19 protein-coding genes are annotated in these 16,747 nt (G+C 61.7%); 10 read left to right on the top strand and 9 right to left on the bottom strand.

Annotated features, from left to right (window positions below; genetic code table 11):
* Positions 1 to 30: 30 nt before the first annotated feature.
* Genes LDZ21_RS15505 through LDZ21_RS15495 form a run of 3 tightly spaced genes read right to left on the bottom strand, consistent with a single transcriptional unit; the run spans position 31 to position 3,394 of the window.
* Positions 31 to 738 (bottom strand): ABC transporter ATP-binding protein, encoded by a 708-nt coding sequence (locus tag LDZ21_RS15505; RefSeq protein ID WP_244795696.1) that lies wholly within the window; start codon positions 736 to 738, stop codon positions 31 to 33.
* Entirely contained in the window at positions 735 to 1,520 is a 786-nt protein-coding gene (locus tag LDZ21_RS15500) for an ABC transporter ATP-binding protein (RefSeq protein WP_244795695.1), read from the bottom strand. The genes LDZ21_RS15505 and LDZ21_RS15500 overlap by 4 nt, the downstream gene beginning before the upstream one ends.
* Positions 1,517 to 3,394, bottom strand: coding sequence for an ABC transporter permease (locus LDZ21_RS15495; protein ID WP_244795694.1), 1,878 nt, complete (start codon positions 3,392 to 3,394; stop codon positions 1,517 to 1,519). The genes LDZ21_RS15500 and LDZ21_RS15495 overlap by 4 nt, the downstream gene beginning before the upstream one ends.
* Positions 3,395 to 3,599: 205 nt before the next feature.
* On the opposite strand from LDZ21_RS15495, the gene LDZ21_RS15490 reads away from it, so the two are divergent.
* From LDZ21_RS15490 to LDZ21_RS15480, 3 genes are all read left to right on the top strand, one after another.
* Entirely contained in the window at positions 3,600 to 3,794 is a 195-nt protein-coding gene (locus LDZ21_RS15490) for a hypothetical protein (protein ID WP_244795911.1), read from the top strand.
* Between the two features lie 159 nt (positions 3,795 to 3,953).
* On the top strand, positions 3,954 to 5,288 hold the full coding sequence (locus tag LDZ21_RS15485; RefSeq protein ID WP_244795693.1) for a glutamine synthetase family protein: 1,335 nt from the start codon (positions 3,954 to 3,956) through the stop codon (positions 5,286 to 5,288).
* Positions 5,289 to 5,302: 14 nt separating this feature from the next.
* Positions 5,303 to 6,676: an aspartate aminotransferase family protein gene (locus tag LDZ21_RS15480; RefSeq protein WP_244795692.1), complete on the top strand. Its 1,374-nt coding sequence runs from the start codon at positions 5,303 to 5,305 to the stop codon at positions 6,674 to 6,676.
* Here LDZ21_RS15480 and LDZ21_RS15475 read toward each other — a convergent pair whose 3' ends face one another.
* Together LDZ21_RS15475 and LDZ21_RS15470 are read right to left on the bottom strand one after the other, a co-directional pair.
* Positions 6,677 to 7,576: a LysR substrate-binding domain-containing protein gene (locus LDZ21_RS15475; protein WP_244795867.1), complete on the bottom strand. Its 900-nt coding sequence runs from the start codon at positions 7,574 to 7,576 to the stop codon at positions 6,677 to 6,679.
* Positions 7,577 to 7,663: 87 nt separating this feature from the next.
* Positions 7,664 to 8,617, bottom strand: a complete 954-nt coding sequence (locus LDZ21_RS15470; protein WP_244795691.1) for a 2-hydroxyacid dehydrogenase — start codon at positions 8,615 to 8,617, stop codon at positions 7,664 to 7,666.
* Positions 8,618 to 9,032: 415 nt separating this feature from the next.
* Here LDZ21_RS15470 and LDZ21_RS15465 point away from each other — a divergent pair, with 415 nt between their 5' ends.
* On the top strand, positions 9,033 to 10,418 hold the full coding sequence (locus tag LDZ21_RS15465; protein WP_244795690.1) for an MFS transporter: 1,386 nt from the start codon (positions 9,033 to 9,035) through the stop codon (positions 10,416 to 10,418).
* Between the two features lie 4 nt (positions 10,419 to 10,422).
* On the opposite strand, the gene LDZ21_RS15460 is transcribed toward LDZ21_RS15465, so the two are convergent.
* The gene (locus tag LDZ21_RS15460) at positions 10,423 to 11,067 is read right to left on the bottom strand and encodes a TetR/AcrR family transcriptional regulator (RefSeq protein WP_244795689.1); all 645 of its coding nucleotides are present in this window, start codon (positions 11,065 to 11,067) and stop codon (positions 10,423 to 10,425) included.
* Between the two features lie 160 nt (positions 11,068 to 11,227).
* Here LDZ21_RS15460 and LDZ21_RS15455 point away from each other — a divergent pair, with 160 nt between their 5' ends.
* The 3 genes from LDZ21_RS15455 to folE all read left to right on the top strand — a co-directional run bounded on the left by LDZ21_RS15455 (position 11,228) and on the right by folE (position 12,901).
* The gene (locus tag LDZ21_RS15455) at positions 11,228 to 11,650 is read left to right on the top strand and encodes a YybH family protein (RefSeq protein WP_244795688.1); all 423 of its coding nucleotides are present in this window, start codon (positions 11,228 to 11,230) and stop codon (positions 11,648 to 11,650) included.
* A 22-nt stretch (positions 11,651 to 11,672) separates the two neighbouring features.
* Positions 11,673 to 12,125: a VOC family protein gene (locus LDZ21_RS15450; protein ID WP_244795687.1), complete on the top strand. Its 453-nt coding sequence runs from the start codon at positions 11,673 to 11,675 to the stop codon at positions 12,123 to 12,125.
* 125 nt (positions 12,126 to 12,250) lie between these two features.
* The gene (gene folE, locus LDZ21_RS15445) at positions 12,251 to 12,901 is read left to right on the top strand and encodes a GTP cyclohydrolase I FolE (protein ID WP_035969081.1); all 651 of its coding nucleotides are present in this window, start codon (positions 12,251 to 12,253) and stop codon (positions 12,899 to 12,901) included.
* A 52-nt stretch (positions 12,902 to 12,953) separates the two neighbouring features.
* Here the strand turns inward: folE and epsC are convergent, their stop codons facing one another.
* Complete coding sequence (gene epsC, locus LDZ21_RS15440) at positions 12,954 to 13,946, bottom strand: serine O-acetyltransferase EpsC (protein ID WP_244795686.1); 993 nt, start codon at positions 13,944 to 13,946, stop codon at positions 12,954 to 12,956.
* 173 nt (positions 13,947 to 14,119) lie between these two features.
* Entirely contained in the window at positions 14,120 to 14,353 is a 234-nt protein-coding gene (locus LDZ21_RS15435; RefSeq protein WP_035970900.1) for a hypothetical protein, read from the bottom strand.
* A 263-nt stretch (positions 14,354 to 14,616) separates the two neighbouring features.
* Between LDZ21_RS15435 and LDZ21_RS15430 the strand changes: the two genes are divergently transcribed.
* Positions 14,617 to 15,207 (top strand): DUF3005 domain-containing protein, encoded by a 591-nt coding sequence (locus tag LDZ21_RS15430; protein WP_244795685.1) that lies wholly within the window; start codon positions 14,617 to 14,619, stop codon positions 15,205 to 15,207.
* A gap of 50 nt (positions 15,208 to 15,257) precedes the next feature.
* Here the strand turns inward: LDZ21_RS15430 and LDZ21_RS15425 are convergent, their stop codons facing one another.
* On the bottom strand, positions 15,258 to 15,416 hold the full coding sequence (locus LDZ21_RS15425; protein ID WP_167569282.1) for a hypothetical protein: 159 nt from the start codon (positions 15,414 to 15,416) through the stop codon (positions 15,258 to 15,260).
* Between the two features lie 170 nt (positions 15,417 to 15,586).
* Here LDZ21_RS15425 and LDZ21_RS15420 point away from each other — a divergent pair, with 170 nt between their 5' ends.
* Both LDZ21_RS15420 and LDZ21_RS15415 read left to right on the top strand, forming a co-directional pair.
* Positions 15,587 to 16,060, top strand: coding sequence for a hypothetical protein (locus LDZ21_RS15420; protein WP_244795684.1), 474 nt, complete (start codon positions 15,587 to 15,589; stop codon positions 16,058 to 16,060).
* Positions 16,061 to 16,146: 86 nt separating this feature from the next.
* Positions 16,147 to 16,746: a short chain dehydrogenase gene (locus LDZ21_RS15415; protein ID WP_244795683.1), complete on the top strand. Its 600-nt coding sequence runs from the start codon at positions 16,147 to 16,149 to the stop codon at positions 16,744 to 16,746.
* The last annotated feature ends 1 nt before the right edge of the window (position 16,747 follow it).

Raw genomic sequence — 16,747 nt, 5'->3', positions numbered from 1 at the left:
GCGATATTGTTTTCGCGCGAGCATCGACGCTCAAACGCCCAGGTACGCACGACGCGCGGCATCGTCGCGAACGAATTCATTCATCGGGCCTTCATGGCGAATCTGGCCTTTTTCGAGCACATAAACGCGGTCGCTGACGAGCGCCGCAAAGTGCAGATTCTGCTCCGACAGAACAATGGCGATGCCTTCACGTTTCAATTCGAGGATCATATCGGCCATTTGCTCGACGATGACCGGCGCCACGCCCTCGGATGGCTCATCGAGCAGCACCACGCGCGGATTGCCCATCAGCGTGCGCGAGATCGTCAGCATTTGCTGCTCGCCGCCGCTCATGCGGCTCGCGCGGCGGCCCCGCATTTCGTCCAGGTCAGGAAACACGCGAAAGAGCTTCTCGGGCGTCCACGAGGGCGCGCCTTCACGCGGCGGCTGACGGCCGGTGTCGAGATTCTCCATCACGGTCAGATCGCCGAATATGCGGCGGTCTTCCGGCACATAGCCCAGTCCCATGCGCGCGATGCGATACGGCGGCAAGCCGATAATGCTCTCGCCCATGAACGATATCGCGCCCGTCGTACGCGGCAACAGGCCCATGATGGCCTTCATGGTCGTCGACTTGCCCGCGCCATTGCGGCCCAGCAAGGCGACCACTTCGCCGGGCCGCACGTCGAAGGCGACATCGAAAAGAATCTGCGCACGGCCATAAAATGCGTTGAGGGTGCCGACCTCGAGCAGCGTCATCGTGCGGCTCCGTCGTTGAGCGCGGCATGCGGACTGAACGACGCGCCCGTGCCAAGATACACCTCGCGCACGCGCGAGTCGTTGCGTATGGCGTCGGCATCGCCTTGCGCGATCAGCTTGCCGCGTGCCAGCACGATCAGCGTATCCGCATATTCGAACACCACGTCCATGCTGTGCTCCGTGAAGAGCACGCCGATGTTGCGCTCTTTCGCAAGGCGCGCGGTCAGCGCCATCAACGCGTTGCGTTCTTCGGGCGCCATGCCGGCGGTCGGCTCGTCCATCAGCAACAGCTTCGGGCGATTCGCCAGAGCAACGGCCAGTTCGACGCGCTTGACATCGCCATAAGCCAGCACGGCGCAACTGCGTTGCGCATGGCCCGCCATGCCGACGAGATCGAGCAACGCCATGGCTTCGTCTTCGCGCCACGAAGCAATGCGTGAAAACAGGCTTAAAACGCGCCGTTCGTGCGACAGCAAGGCCATCTGCACGTTTTCGAGCACGGTCATCGAATTGAACGTGGCTGCGATCTGAAACGTGCGGCCTACGCCGAGCCGCCATATGTCGCGCGGACGCTTCCCCGCTATCCGTTGACCGTCCAGTTCGATCGAGCCTGCGCCTGGCTTGAGTTGCCCGTTGATCATGTTGAAGCACGTCGATTTGCCCGCGCCATTCGGACCGATGAGCGCAAGTAGCTCCCCCGCCTTCAATGAGAACGACACGTCATCGACGGCCTGCACGCCATCGAACGATTTCGACAGATGTTCGATGCGCAAGAGCGTCATTGCGCCTCCGGGAATCGATCGCGCAGAAAGCCTGCAATACCCTGCGGAAACGCGATGACGAGCACGAGAATGGCCGCGCCGAGCAGCGCCTGCCAGTAGTCGGTTTGCCGCGCGACGGTGTCCTGCAACCAAGTGAACACCGCAGCGCCGACGATAGGCCCGGTCAGCGTCTGTATGCCGCCTAGCAGGACCATGACGAGGCCGTCGACGGAACGCGCGACGCTGATCACGTCCGGTGAAATGTTGCCCTTCGAGAACGCGTACAGTGAGCCTGCAAGTCCGCACACGAGCGATGCAACGACGAAGGCAAACCATTGCACGCGCGCCACGTCGATGCCGACTGCTTCCGCGCGCAAAGGCGAATCGCGGCCCGCGCGCATGGCAAGACCGAGCGGTGCGAACAGCATGCGGCGCAGAAACCAGACGCCCGCTATCGCGGCTAACAACGTCAAGTAATAGAAGGCGACCGGCGACGAAAGCCACGGCGATGGCCACAACCCGAGCAGGCCGTTGCTGCCGCCCGTCACGGCGTCCCACTGATACACGACGGACCATACGATCTGCGCGAACGCGAGCGTCAGCATCGCGAGATAGACGCCGGACAAGCGCACGCAGAACCAGCCGAAGACGATAGCGCCGAAGCCCGCGATGATCGGCGATAGAACGAGCGACGCTTCCATCGGCAGGGAAAATGCCTTGAGGAACAACGCCGCGCCGTATGCGCCAAGGCCGAAATAAGCGGCATGTCCGAACGAATGCATGCCGCCCGGCCCCATGATGAAGTGCAGGCTTGCGGCGAACAGCACGGCGATCATGATCTCGACCAGCAGCACCGGCATGTACGGAAAAGCGTTTGCAGCAAGCGGCGCGAGCACGAGCACCAACACGACGACGCCCGCCGCGAACTTCATGCGCCGCGTCGCGGGAACGAGCGGCCTGTCGGCGGGCGCGGCGGAACGTGCGATGGCTTGCGGACGCCCGAAGAGCCCCCAAGGCCGCAACACGAGCACGACGGCCATCACGACGAATTCGGCGACCAGCGTGAATCGCGACAACGAGAAGTCCACGCCCATGATCGACACGTGTCCAATGCCGATGCACAGCGCCTTGATCTCCGCGATCAGCAGAGCCGCGACGAACGCGCCGGGAATCGAGCCCATGCCGCCCACCACGACGACGACGAAGGCATCGCCGATCGTCGCGATGTCGAGCGCCAGATTTGCCGACATGCGCGGCGCCTGCAATGCGCCGCCCAACCCCGCGAGACATGCGCCGACGAAGAACACGCCGGTAAAGAGCCACGCCTGATTCACACCCAGCGCGCCGAGCATCTCGCGGTCCGCACTGGCCGCGCGCACGAGCGTGCCCCAGCGAGTGCGCGTCAGCGCATACCAGAGCGCGGCGAGCACGAGCGGTCCAGTCACGATGAGCATGAGGTTATAAGTTGGCAACGCATGGCCGAGCACTTGCACCGCACCCGCGAGATGCGGCGCGCGCGGGCCGAACAGATCTTCCGGGCCCCACAGATAAAGCGCGGCGTCGCGAAAGATCAATACGAGCGCGAAGGTCGCGAGCAAATGGAATAGCTCCGGCGCGCGATAGATGCGTCTCAGCACGCCGATTTCGATCACCGCGCCCAATGCGCCGATGACGACCGCTGCGGCCACGACCGATGCCCAGAAACCCGCCACGCTTGCACCGAAACGGCTCGTCAGGCTATAGGCCACGTACACACCGAGCATATACAGCGAGCCATGCGCGAAGTTGACGATGCGCGTCACGCCGAAGATCAGCGAGAGTCCCGATGCAACGAGAAAGAGCGCACAGGCATCGGCGAGACCGTTGACGAGTTGGACGAGCAGATTGGCAAGCATCGGGCGCGTTGAAAACGAGAAGGCAAAAGAACGACGAGGCGACATTATCAATCAAATTGGACTGAGCCTTTCTGCATGACAAAAACCTCTGCGCTGGAAAACACGGCTTGACGGCGCCGATGGCTCGTATATTCTCGCTAGAGGGACTCAGTGGCCATGCGCCGCCATCCCTCGAGTAGTTCAATTTCGCCAAACGAGCATTATCGTGAGCGTCCAAAGCCCTCTGGTTAGCAGAAGCGCGAGCCGCTTCTTCACCGATCGCTGCGGCATCTATCCCGATTGCCGCTTCATGCCGGTCGTCACCATCCTGTCTCGCCGCTCAGTGCGGCGACGCAACGCCATTGCAGCGCGCGCGTTCATCGCCGTGGATTGCGTCGGCGTGGCTTCGCTGCTGCCGTAGCGCCTCTTCTTCCGTTTCTTCCGCTTCTTCGCTCGACAGCCGCTTGAGCGCGAGCATTCGCGCGGGCCAGGCTCGTCTGCACGCTTTGCGGCCGGCATCTCCCGCCTAGGCCGGAGATGCGCGCGCCCTATGAAAACGCATCGGAAAGAGAGCACGCAAATGGAACGCATAGACGAATTCCTGCGCAAGCATCGCATCACTGAAATCGAAGCCATCATTCCCGACATGGCGGGCACCGCACGCGGCAAGATCATTCCGCGCAGCAAGTTCGAATCGGGCGAATCCATGCGCCTGCCGCAGGCCGTCATGATCCAGACGGTGACCGGCGATTATCCCGACGACGCGAGCTTCACGGGCCTGACCGATCCCGACATGATCTGCGTGCCGGATGCATCGACGATCCGCCTGATTCCGTGGGCCACGGACCCGACCGCGCAAGTCATTCACGACTGCGTGCATTTCGACGGCACGCCGGTCGCCATTTCGCCGCGCCGCGTGTTGCGTCAAGTGCTTCAGAAATTCGAGGATAAAGGCTGGCGGCCCGTGGTCGCGCCCGAACTGGAATTCTTTCTCGTCGACGTTAATCGCGATCCCGACCTTCCGTTGCAGCCGCCCGTCGGCCGCACGGGCCGCGCGGAAACGGGCCGGCAAGCGTATTCCATCGACGCGGTCAACGAATTCGATCCGCTCTTCGAAGACATCTATGAGTATTGCGAGGTTCAAGAACTGGAAGTCGACACGCTGATTCACGAAGTCGGCGCGGCGCAGATGGAGATCAACTTTCTGCATGGCGATGCGCTCAATCTCGCGGACCGCGTGTTTCTGTTCAAGCGCACCGTGCGCGAAGCCGCGTTGCGCCACAAGATGTATGCGACGTTCATGGCCAAGCCGATGGAGAACGAACCGGGCTCGGCCATGCATGTGCATCAAAGCATCGTCGATGAAGAGACCGGGCGCAATCTCTTCACCGGGCGCGATGGCGAAGCGACGGGCCTGTTTTACAGCTACATCGCGGGGCTGCAGAAGTACACGCCTGCGCTGATGCCGGTCTTCGCGCCATATATCAATTCATATCGAAGATTCTCGCGCTTCATGGCCGCGCCGATCAACGTCCAGTGGGGCTACGACAATCGCACGGTCGGCTTTCGCGTGCCGCATGCGTCGCCCGAAGCAAGGCGCATAGAGAATCGCATTCCGGGCGTGGACTGCAATCCTTATCTCGCGATTGCGGCAACGCTTGCGGCCGGCTATCTCGGCATGACGCAGCATCTGGAACCGACCGCGCCGCTCACCAGCGACGGCTATCGCATGCCCTTTCAGTTGCCGCGCAATCTCGACGAAGGATTGACGCTAATGGGCGCCTGTGAGCCGCTCGCGGACATGTTCGGCGAGAAGTTCGTGCGCGCCTATCTTGCGTTGAAGGAAACCGAATACGAAGCGTTCTTCCGTGTCATCAGCTCATGGGAACGCAAGCATCTCTTGCTGCACGTCTGATAGCGGAGGCAAACATGAATGATCGTATCCACTCGACAGCGCATTATCGTGCGCTCGATGCCGCGCATCATCTGCATCCCTTTTCGGATATGGCGGAACTCAATCGCGCGGGAAGCCGCGTGATCGTGAAAGCGGATGGCGTCTATCTGTGGGACTCGGATGGCGTGCGCATCATCGATGGCATGGCAGGGCTGTGGTGCGTCAACGTCGGCTATGGACGGCGCGAACTCGTCAATGCCGCATCCACACAGATGCAGGCATTGCCCTACTACAACACGTTCTTCAGAACGACGCATCCGCCGGTGATCGAGCTATCCGACATGCTCGCGCAACTGGCTCCGGCAGGCTTCAATCGCTTTCTGTACTGCAACAGCGGCTCTGAAGCCAACGATACGGCGCTGCGCGCGGTGCATCGCTATTGGGCTTTGCAAGGCAAGCCGAACAAGCGTTATGTGATCGCGCGACACAACGGCTATCACGGATCGACGATCGCGGGCGCCACGCTCGGCGGCATGACTTACATGCACGAGCAGATGCCGTCGATGATCGAGCATGTCGCGCATATCGATCAGCCTTACTGGTTCGGCGAAGGCGGCGAAATGGACGCCGAAGCATTCGGCCTCGCGCGTGCACGTCAACTCGAAGCGAAGATCGTCGAACTCGGCGCAGAGAACGTCGCTGCGTTCATCGGTGAGCCGTTTCAGGGCGCGGGCGGCGTGATCTTTCCGCCCTCGACTTACTGGCCGGAGATCGAACGCATCTGCCGCAAACACGGCGTTCTGCTGATTGCCGATGAAGTGATCGGCGCATTCGGGCGCACGGGTGAATGGTTCGCGCATCGCCACTTCGGATTCGCGCCGGATGTCATCACGATGGCGAAGGGTCTGACGAGCGGCTATGTCCCGATGGGCGCGGTCGGGCTGTCGGACCGCATCGCGGATGCGATCGTTGATGGCGGCGAGTTCAATCACGGCTTCACTTATTCCGGACATCCGGTCGCGGCGGCCGTCGCGGTCGCGAACCTGAAGCTATTGCGCGATGAAGGCATCGTCGCACGCGTCAAAGACGATGCGGGACCGTATTTCCAGCAGCGATTGCGTGATGCGCTGAGCGATCATCCGCTCGTCGGCGAGATACACGGTGCGGGTCTCGTTGCAGGCATCCAACTCGCTGAAGATCCGCTCAATCGCAAGCGGTTCGCCAATGGCGGCGAGGTCGGAACCCTGTGCCGCAATTTCAGCTTCGACGGCAATCTCGTGATGCGCGCAAGCGGCGACCGCATGTTGCTATCGCCGCCGCTCGTGGTGACGCACGATGAGATCGATGAGATCGTCGCCAGGGCCAACGCGGCGATCAATGCGACGGCGAAGGCGCTTCACATCTTGTAGTCAGCTTTGTGCCTTGCTGGCAAAGTGATCCGCCGCCATCAGCCTGAAAGCGGTGACGGCGGGATTGTCCTGATCCGCGCGCCAGGCCATGCTCATTTCCGCTTGCACGCTGTGGTTCGCGATCAGGCGGAACTCGACGTTGTCGTAATGGAAGCGTTGCGCCGATGCTGGCAGAATGCCCACACCAAGCCCGGCGCGTACGAGCGACAGAATGGTCGGCGTCTGATCGATATATTGCGTGAAATGCGGATTCACTTCTTCCGCAGCAAGCATGCCCATGATTCGTTCATAGAAGTACTTTCCGTGCGTAGGCGAGTGCATGATGAACGGTTGCTGATCGAGTTGCCGGAGCGCGATCTGTTCATGGCCGCATAACGCGTGACCCGCTGGCAGTGCGACGATCAAAGGCTCTCTGTCGACAAGCTGAAACTCGAGCTTCTGACGCGACGGCAAGGGCCTGAGAAAACCAAGGTCGATTGCATTGGCGGCAAAGGCTTCGATCTGTGCGACTGAAATGAGTTCGAGCAACACGACATCGATATCCGGCAATTCGCGCCGTGCGGCAACGAGCACCTCCGGAATGAGTTCATACCCCGCCGCGCCCGTGAAGCCGATTCGCACGCGCCCCGTCTTGCCCTTGCTCGCGCGCCGGACGGCGCTTTCTGCTTGCTCGGAGAGATTGAGCAACCGCGATGCATCGGCGAGGAAAACGTGGCCTTCGGTCGTCAGCTTGACGGTGCGTCCAATGCGCTCGAACAGCTTGACGCCCAGGTTCTCTTCAAGCAGATGAATCTGCCTGCTGAGCGGCGGCTGCGTCATGTTGAGCAACGCGGCGGCACGTCGGAAGTTCAGCTCCGTCGCGGCGGCGACGAAGCAACGTACTTGTCCAAGGTCGAGCATCGTGATCGGCGCAAACGGCGCGGGTGACGGCATAGCCGATCATTATAGGTGCGCTTCCAGCGGTATCGCGCTGCGTCGCCGCGTCAATCAGGTCGTGAGGCTGCCTTCAGGACGCTGACCTGCAAGCGCCTTGGCGATACTCGCCAGCACCATTTCGCCCATCGCCGTGCGCGATTCCACGGTCGCGCTCGCGCGATGCGCCTGCAACACCACGCGATCCATGCCGAACAGCTCGGACGGCACATTCGGCTCATCGACGAACACATCGAGGCCCGCGCCTGCAATCACGCCGCCCTTCAGCGCATTGACGAGATCGTGTTCCGCCACCAGCTTGCCGCGCGCAACGTTGATGAGATACCCGTCCTTGCCGAGTGCATCGAGCACGGCTGCATTGACGATGCCCTGCGCTTTATCCGCTGCGGCGGCCAGCACGAGAATGTCGCTTTCGCGAGCAAGCGATAGAAGATCGGGCACGAAGCGATGCTCGACATCGTCCATGCGGCGAATGTCCGTATAAGCGATCGGACAGCCGAACGCCGATGCGCGCTGTGCGATCGCCCGGCCGACCTTCCCCAGCCCGACGATGCCCACGCGCTTGCCGCTAAAACGGCGCGACAGCGGTATCGCAGCGGGACTCGGATTGGACTGCCACTTGCCGGCCTTGACGAACTCATTGCCCGGGCAGATCTCGCGCAGCACGGTAATGATCAAACCGATAGCCAGATCCGCGACATCTTCGGTCAACGCGCCAAAGGTGGCCGTCACCGGAATGCCGCGTGAGCGGGCGAATTCGAGATCGACGGCATCCGTGCCCACGCCATTGACCGCGATCACTTCGAGCGCCGGCAGCTTCGTGATGAGTGCATTGGAGATTCCCGTATGCCCGCCCGTGATGACGCCTCTGATCGATGCACCATGCTCGCGGATATACGCCTCTTTGTCGTCCTGTTCGAAGAGGCGATGCATCATGTACCGTGCGTTCAAGGTGTCGTTGATTGCGGGCACGAGGATGGGATTCAGTTGCAGGATGTTGGGCTTCAAGAGAGTGTCTCCGTGTGAATCGCGTTCGTCGCGGGCGGTGGATTGCGACGGATCATGTCGTCTTTTCCAGTGCGCGTCCAATCCCAAATCGCTATCAATTGATCCACGATTCGATGCTTCACACGGAGCGCCACAACCGATTCAATACGGGAATCAGGTAATAGCAATAAAAGATTGGACGGCTGATCACGTCCGCCGTGAGAATCGGTTCATCGGCAGAAAGAACACTAAAAATTGCCTTGAATCTGATCGGAGACATCAGCGTGAAATCGAGCCTTACATTCGCACTTCCGTTGCACTTCCCCGCCTTCGCACGTTTTAGCGGCCCCGCCCGCTGAAGCTGTCCCTTCGCAAGAACACGCGTTCAACCCATGCGCGATGTTCTCCTCGCGTCGAATGAACCGGAGGAAGTCACATGAATAACGCTGAAGGCGTTGTCTCGTCCGTGCAGGCCGAGCCCATTGCGGGCAAGCGCACGGGTCATCGATGGATCGTGATGGGCCTGATCTTCTGTATCTGGGCCATCGCTTGCGCGGACCGCGCGAATTTCGGCATCGCACTGCCCTATCTCAAGAAGGAATACCACATCACGAATACCGAGGCTGGCCTGATCGTCAGCCTCTTCTCGTTCGCGTATGGCTTCGTGCAGATTCCAGTCGGCCTGCTTTACAAGCGTCTCAGCGAGAAGACCACGGGTTTTCTTTTCTCCGTGTTCCTGATTCTGACGTCCGTTTTCACTGGACTCATGGGCACCACGTCGTCGGTGTTCCTGCTTCAGGCGTATCGCGTCGGCCTTGGTTTGTCGGAAGGACCGCTCGGCATCGGCTGCACGAACATCATCAACCGCTGGTTTCCGGCCAAAGAGAAAGGCACGGCAACGGGCCTCTGGATTGCAGCGTCGAAGCTCGGGCCGCTGATCGTGCCGCCCGTGTGCATCATCGTGATCCAGCTTTGGGGATGGCGTGAAATCTTCTATGTGTTCGCGGTGCCGGGTATCGTCCTCGCGTTCGTGTGGATGGTGCTGGTCACGAATTCGCCCGGGGAAAACAGGTTCTGTTCGCCCGAAGAACGCCGCTATATTCTCGATGAAGCGTCCGCCGGCATGAGCGAAGCCAAAGCTGCGAGCCGCGGCCACCTCGAACCGATGCCCTGGCTCGACGCCATCAATCGCACGAAGCGCGTCGCCCCGCTCGACACGATTCGCCAGGTGTTCCGCTCATGGAATATCTTCGGCGTAGCCTTGGGCTATGGCTGCATGATCGGCATCAGCAACATCTTCATCTCGTGGATTCCCACGTATCTCGTCACTGTGAAGGGCTTCGCTTCGGTCAAGATGGGCTTTCTCGCGTCGGCGCCTTTCATCGGCGCGGTAGCGGGCAACATGCTCGGCGGCGTGATCTCGGACCGTCTGCTCGGCGGCCGCCGCAAGCCGATGATGATGCTCGGCGCGTTCGGCACCATGATCATGATGTTCGCGCTGATCGACGCCCCCGACAGCGTCGCTTATCTGGGCGCGGCGCTGATGATGTCCGGCCTCATGCTTGGCATCGGCTTCGCGGGCTATTCCGCGTATCCGATGGGACTTGCCACGAAAGCGACGTATCCGACGGCATTCGGCATCGTCAATTCGCTGGGGCAGATCGGCGGCGCGTGTGCCCCGCTCGCCGTCGGGCTGCTGCTCGATCGCTATAGCTGGACGAGCGTGTTCCTCTATATGTTCGGCACGTCCCTGCTCTGTCTCTTGCTGCTCCTGAGCATCGTCGAACCGGTGGCAAGCGTCGATGCGAAAAACAACGGCTAAACGCTCATAAGCCTTGCTCGACCATCGAAAGCAGACGCGCAGCAAGCGGCTCGATCTCTTCAGGACCGAGCCCTTGCAGCGGACCTTCGATCAATAGCAGCGCAAATCCATGCACCGCGCTCCACGCCAGATACTCCGCCTGCCTGCGGCGACGCGCTTCGAGCGCACCCGCCTCCACCATCTCATCGAGCGCGCGGCTCAATAGCTGGAAAGGATCGAGACCGCTCGGTCCCGCGCCATAGGGCGCGTCGTGCTCGGCCCACTCCGCTTGCGGCGCGGCAAACGCGGTGCGGAACAATCCCGTCTCCTCCTGCGCGAAACGCAAATAACCCGCGCCGATCGCGCGCAGCCCCGAGCGCGCGGCATCGGCGCGGCGACGCTTCATCGGGCGCGCGGCCAGTTCGTCCTCCATCGCCGCAGCCACCGATGACAACGCCGCCGACCGCACCGCCGACAGCAACGCCTGCCTGCTTTCGAAATGCCGATACGCCGCGTTAGGCACGACGCCCGCACGGCGCGTCGCTTCACGCAGCACGATTGCATCCGGCCCGCCCTCGCGCGCAAGCTCAATGCCGGCGTCGATCAACGCACGGCGCAGATCGCCATGTCTGTAAGTGCTTCGCGCTTTCGTCGCGTTCGGTCTTGTCATTTTGCTTGCAAGGGCGATGCGCTATGTGGACAGCGTCCATTATCTCTGCTACTTTTTGTGGACGGTGTACACAAGCGAAGAATTATTTCGCGTGCGCCTTTGCCGTTGTTCTGTCACGACAGGCGTGCATCGTAGGAATACCGTCACGTGTGGAGGCACCATGCCCGTTCCGAACGACCGTATGAATGACGAAGCGCGCATACGCGAGATTGCCGAGGCGTGGCGGCAAGCGGTGCTCGCAAAAGACACGTCTGCGCTGGTCGCGCATTACGCGGCGGACGCAGTCGTGTTCGATGTCGTACCGCCCGCGTCGATGCAGGGCGTCGAGCACTATTGCGAGAACTGGCAGCGCTGGTTCGACAGCATCAATGGCCCGTTCACGTTCGAGTTCAGGGAGATGCATATCGCGGCAAGCGGCGACATAGCGTTTCTGCACTCGCTCAATCGCGTGGCGGCGGGCGGGCGCGACGACCTCGTTCGCGCCACCGTATGTTTCAGAAAAATAGACGGCGACTGGCGCGTGGTGCACGAGCACGCCTCGGTGCCGCTGATGATGGACATGGACCCCGACGAAAAGCCCTGACCGTCTCTTTCAAGGAGCAGACATGCAAGTTCAACCCTATTTGTTTTTCGAAGGCCGTTGCGAAGAAGCGGTCACGTTCTATCGCGAACAGCTTGGCGCACAAGTGCTCATGAAGATGCGCTTCAGGGACAATCCCGATGCGTCGAAAGACAACGGCAGCGAAGCGGCCAGCGGCTGCAGCCTGCCCGCAGGCTCGGAAGACAAGGTCATGCACACCGCCTTCACCATCGGCGATTCCATGCTGATGGCCTCCGACGGCATGTGCAGCGGCAAGCCCAATTTCCAGGGCGTATCGCTTTCGCTGACGGCCAACGACGAGCAACAGGCCGAGAAGTTCTTCAACGCGCTCGGCAACGGCGGCCAGGTGCAGATGCCAATGACGCAGACGTTCTTCGCGAAGCGCTTCGGCATGGTGCAGGACAAGTTCGGGGTGTCGTGGATGGTGCTCGGCGGCGTGGAAAGCCACCCGGCCTGATCGCATGCTGCCATGCGGCCGCGGGCGGCCATCGAAAGCTCTAAAGACCGGACGAGCGTATAGACCTTCCAAAACGTGGAACAATATAAGGCGCTATCCGCAAAACCGAACAGAAGGAGTTTTCAATGAGCAGCCCGCGCAAAAATCATCTAACCGGCTCGGACATGCCTGCTGACTCAGCCGATCGTCCGTCGCGCGAGGAAGCCGAAGCCGCCGTGCGCGTGCTGTTGCGCTGGGCCGGCGACGATCCCCGCCGCGAAGGCCTGCTGGACACGCCTGCCCGCGTCGTGCGTTCCTATGAAGAGTTCTTCGCCGGCTATGCCGAGAATCCGCACGACATCCTCGCCCGCACCTTCTCCGAAGTGCAGGGTTACGACGAAATGATCGTGCTGAAGGACATTCGCTTCGAGAGCTATTGCGAGCATCACATGGTGCCGATCATCGGCCGCGCGCATGTCGCTTATCTGCCTAACAAGCGCGTGGTCGGCATCTCGAAGCTCGCGCGCCTCGTCGATGCGTTCGCCAAGCGCCTGCAAATTCAGGAGAAGATGACCGCGCAGATCGCGGATACGCTGGATGAAGTCCTGCAGCCGCTCGGCGTGGGCGTCATTCTCGAAGCGGCGCATCAGTGCATGTCCACACGCGGCGTGCACAAGGCGGGCGTGGCGATGGTGACATCGCGCATGCTGGGATCGTTCCGCGACGATCCTTCCACGCGGCGCGAGTTTCTTGCGATCGTCGGGCAATCGAGCGCGTTCAGCGTGACGAATACCTGAAGCGCACAGTCGCAGCACGCAAGAGAAAGGGCCTTCGCGGCCCTTTCGTTTTTTATGCGCCGCGGCCGTTGTCGCCGCCGACGCCATTGCGCAGCGCATCCGCTCCCGCGCCTTCGCGCACCTTGCCCTGCGAAACGTTGCTGCCCGGCGGGACGCTATGCGTGAGCCACACGTTGCCGCCGATCACCGAACCCTTGCCGATGGTGACACGGCCAAGGATCGTTGCGCCCGCATAGATCACGACATCGTCCTCGACGATCGGATGCCGCGCGTTGCCCTTCACGAGCACGCCGTCGTTGCCCGATGGAAAGCTCTTCGCGCCGAGCGTCACGGCCTGATACACGCGCACCCGCTCGCCGATGACCGCCGTCTCGCCGATCACCACGCCCGTGCCGTGATCGATGAAAAAGCTCGGGCCGATCGTCGCGCCCGGGTGAATGTCGATGCCCGTCAGCGAATGCGCGATCTCGTTGATGAAGCGCGCGAGCAGCGGCACGCCCAGCTTGTGCAGCGCATGCGCGAGACGATGATGCGTCATGGCCCACACGCCCGGATAGCACAGCAGGATCTCGGTAATGTGCTGCGCGGCGGGATCGCCCGTGAAAGCGGCCTTGATGTCCGAGACGAGCAGCGCACGGATAGCCGGCAATTGCGCGCCGAATTCACGCGCGATGCCGAATGCAAGCGTGTTCAGCTGGGAATCGTTCGTGTCGCGATATTCGGGCAGAAAGCGCAATGCGCGGCGAACCTGCTCATGCAACAGGCGCAGCGTGTTTTCGAGCGTCTGCCCGACGTAGTAATCGACGCTTTCGTCAGTCAGATCCGGCGCGCCGTAATGCGTCGGAAAGAGTGCGGAGCGCAGACCATTGACGATCTTCAGAATGGCGTCGCGCGACGGCAATTCGCGTATGCCAAGCGGATGCCGCGTGCGATGCAATTCCTCGCGCGACTCACGCAGTTCCGCGACGATGCGCGACAAGCCCCATTCGCGCGAGTCGTGAAGCGGCGCGTCGTTGAGGGAGTCAGGCGCGATGTCGCGTGGCATGGAAGTTCTGACCGAAGGCGTGTTCTGCATGTCGACAACGAAAGAATGTAAACGGCGACCGTGACGCGCACGGCGGAATTACCTCAAGCGTACCCGGTTTCGACTGGCGTTGCGTCGACGCGGCCCGGAGTTGGCGCTTTCGCACGCGACTCTGTCGATTCGACGCCGCTTGCTTACACCGTGACATGGCTTGCATCGATCCAGCGCACGGCCCAGTCGCGTGCGTGCGCAATCGCGTCGTCCTCGCTCGGAAAGCGCAATTCAGCGGGGAAAAAGCGGTTCGCGACGAGTTCGCCATCGCTCGAACGCGAGATGACGACATACGGTTGATAGCTTCCGTCCGCCGTCCGGGCGGGCGCGCAGTTGAGTAGATAGCCTCGATGGAAAAAGGCTGCATCGTGTTGCATGAGTCACCCGTCCTAAAGTGCCCTGCTCTCGAATGGCGTTGCCTGAAGTCGGGCAGCGTCGCGCGTGTTGCGCCCTATTGCGCTTTGCTGCGGACAAGCTACAAATAATACTGGTAGTAAAACCCCTGAGTGGCGAAAAAAATCCGCGAAATTTTTATCGTCGATGGAGCGCCCATCGTGCAAGGCTTCCGGTTGCATCGTCAGAAATCCGGAACGGCTCTTGCAGCAAAGCATCGTCACTCATGCCACTGCAGGAGGTCATCGTGAACAACGCTGAAGCTAACGAACCGCAAGGCAAGCAGAGCGATCGCGCGGCGCGCAGCCCCATCAAAACACCTGCGACCGAGACCGCGCACGTCAGCATGGACGATGCAAGGAAGGCCGAGGCCGGCCGCGAAGCGCATGCCGGCGCGGGTGCGATGGAAGACACGGCCGCGCCGAACCAGGCGCAAAGCCGTCATCCGCGCGGTATCGATGTTCTCAACGACGAGACACTCGACGACACCGTCGATGCCGATGGCAAGAACATTCATGCGAAACGGGAAGCGGAGATGCGCGCACGCGAGCCGGATTCGGTCATTTCATCGAATGCGACGCTCGTCAACACCGTTCCCGAACCGGGTGACGGACTCGGCGGCTTCGACAGCCGCCCCGCGCGCAATGGCCTTGCGCTGGCGCTGGAGCGCGGTTGCCGGATGATCGATCGCGGCATGGTCACGCCGGCGCTGCCGGAAGTCGAAGCGCAGCAGCGCTTCGAAGCACGCGATGCGCGCGGCCACACCTTGCGCGGCCGCAAGCACTATGCGTTGAACCACCTGCGGCCATCGCGTCTCATTGAAATAGAGCGTTCGTGATGGCGTGCAGACAGGCCGCGCACGACGCGCGGCCTGTCTGCGGAGCGGCTTTACTCGTCCTTCTTCTTGTCTGCCTCATCGTCGGTCTCGATGCGCGTCACGCCGCCGGTCGCGGGCGGATCGCTCGCCGGAAACGTGTCTTCTACCGCCTTGTCGACGATCTCTTCATCGCGCTCCGAATGGGGATTCTGTTCCTTGGTGTTGCTCATTGTCGGCTCCTTTGTCGTGGGCTCGCGAGGCGAGCCGTGGGTGTCTTCATGCAATGCAGCAACGTTCATTCCAACACGGGTAACAGCAGGCACACCGATTGCGCAAGAGCTTGGCTGCAAAGAAGATTCGGATGACAGCCGCATCAATCGAACGAGATGAGGAAGGAAACATGAGCACGGGTCAGGCATACGACGATTACAACGCCACTGACGAAACTGCCGACACCCCCGCGCCGCCGCCACTGGAAACGCACGCCGCCGCACCAGCGCGATCGTCGGCCGAACAACGCTTCAAGACCGCGCTCACGTGTCTCGGCACGGCTTACGCCCTCTCATGGGCCGAACTGGGCCTCTCGCTCGCGCTGGGCTTTCCCGGCGATGCGGCGAGCTATCCGGTGGCGGCGTCCATCGTGTCGCGCGTGCTCGTCGGCCTGCTTTACCTGTGCGTCGCGTCGCGGTTGCAATGGGCGCGCTGGGCGACGGTTGCGCTCGGATTTGCGTCGGTCGGGCTCGTCGCTCCGACGCTCGCGATGCTGTGGCATGTGTTTCCCAGCGCCGCCGTGCTTTCCGGCGCAATGCTGGCGTGCCGGCTCGCGGCGTCGCTCTGCCTGCTTTCGCCGATGCCGTCGCGCAAGGCCGGATAAGCAAAAGCTTCGCGGCTTTTCATCGTGCAGTGGCGCGTGCACAATGCGTTGCGAATCCTCAACCGCAACGCATAGCGAGGCTGCTCATGAAAATTGCCGTTATCGGTGCGACCGGCACGGTCGGCCGGGCCGTTTGCGCCGAATTGCAGGCGCGTCACGACATCATCGACATCGGCGCGACGCGCGGGACACATCGCGTCGATCTGCTCGATGTCGACAGCATCAAGCGTCTTTTCGACACGATTGGCCACGTCGATGCGATCGTCGCCACGGCGGGACACGTCCATTTCGGCGAACTCGTGAAGATGACGCCCGCGCAATTTCGCGTCGGCCTCGACGACAAGCTGATGGGCCAGGTCAACCTCGTCCTCACGGCGCGCGATTATTTAAACGATGGCGGTTCGTTCACGCTGACGAGCGGCATCATCGGCGCGGAGCCGATCCGGCTGGGCGCGAGCGCGGCGGCGGTCAACGGCGCGATCGAAGGCTTCGTGCGCGGCGCGGCGATCGAGTTGCCGCGCGGCTTGCGCATCAACGCGGTCAGTCCGACGGTGCTCACGGAAGCGATGGAGAGCTACGGCCCTTACTTTCGCGGGTTCGAATCGGCGAGCGGCGCGCGCGTGGCGCTTGCGTATAGCCGCAGTGTCGAAGGCGCCGAGACGGGGCGTGTCTATCAGGTTCACTAAG

Origin of the sequence: Caballeronia grimmiae (genome assembly GCF_022879615.1) — a bacterium.
GTDB lineage: Bacteria > Pseudomonadota > Gammaproteobacteria > Burkholderiales > Burkholderiaceae > Caballeronia > Caballeronia grimmiae.
This window is presented reverse-complemented; position numbering and strand designations above follow the sequence as displayed.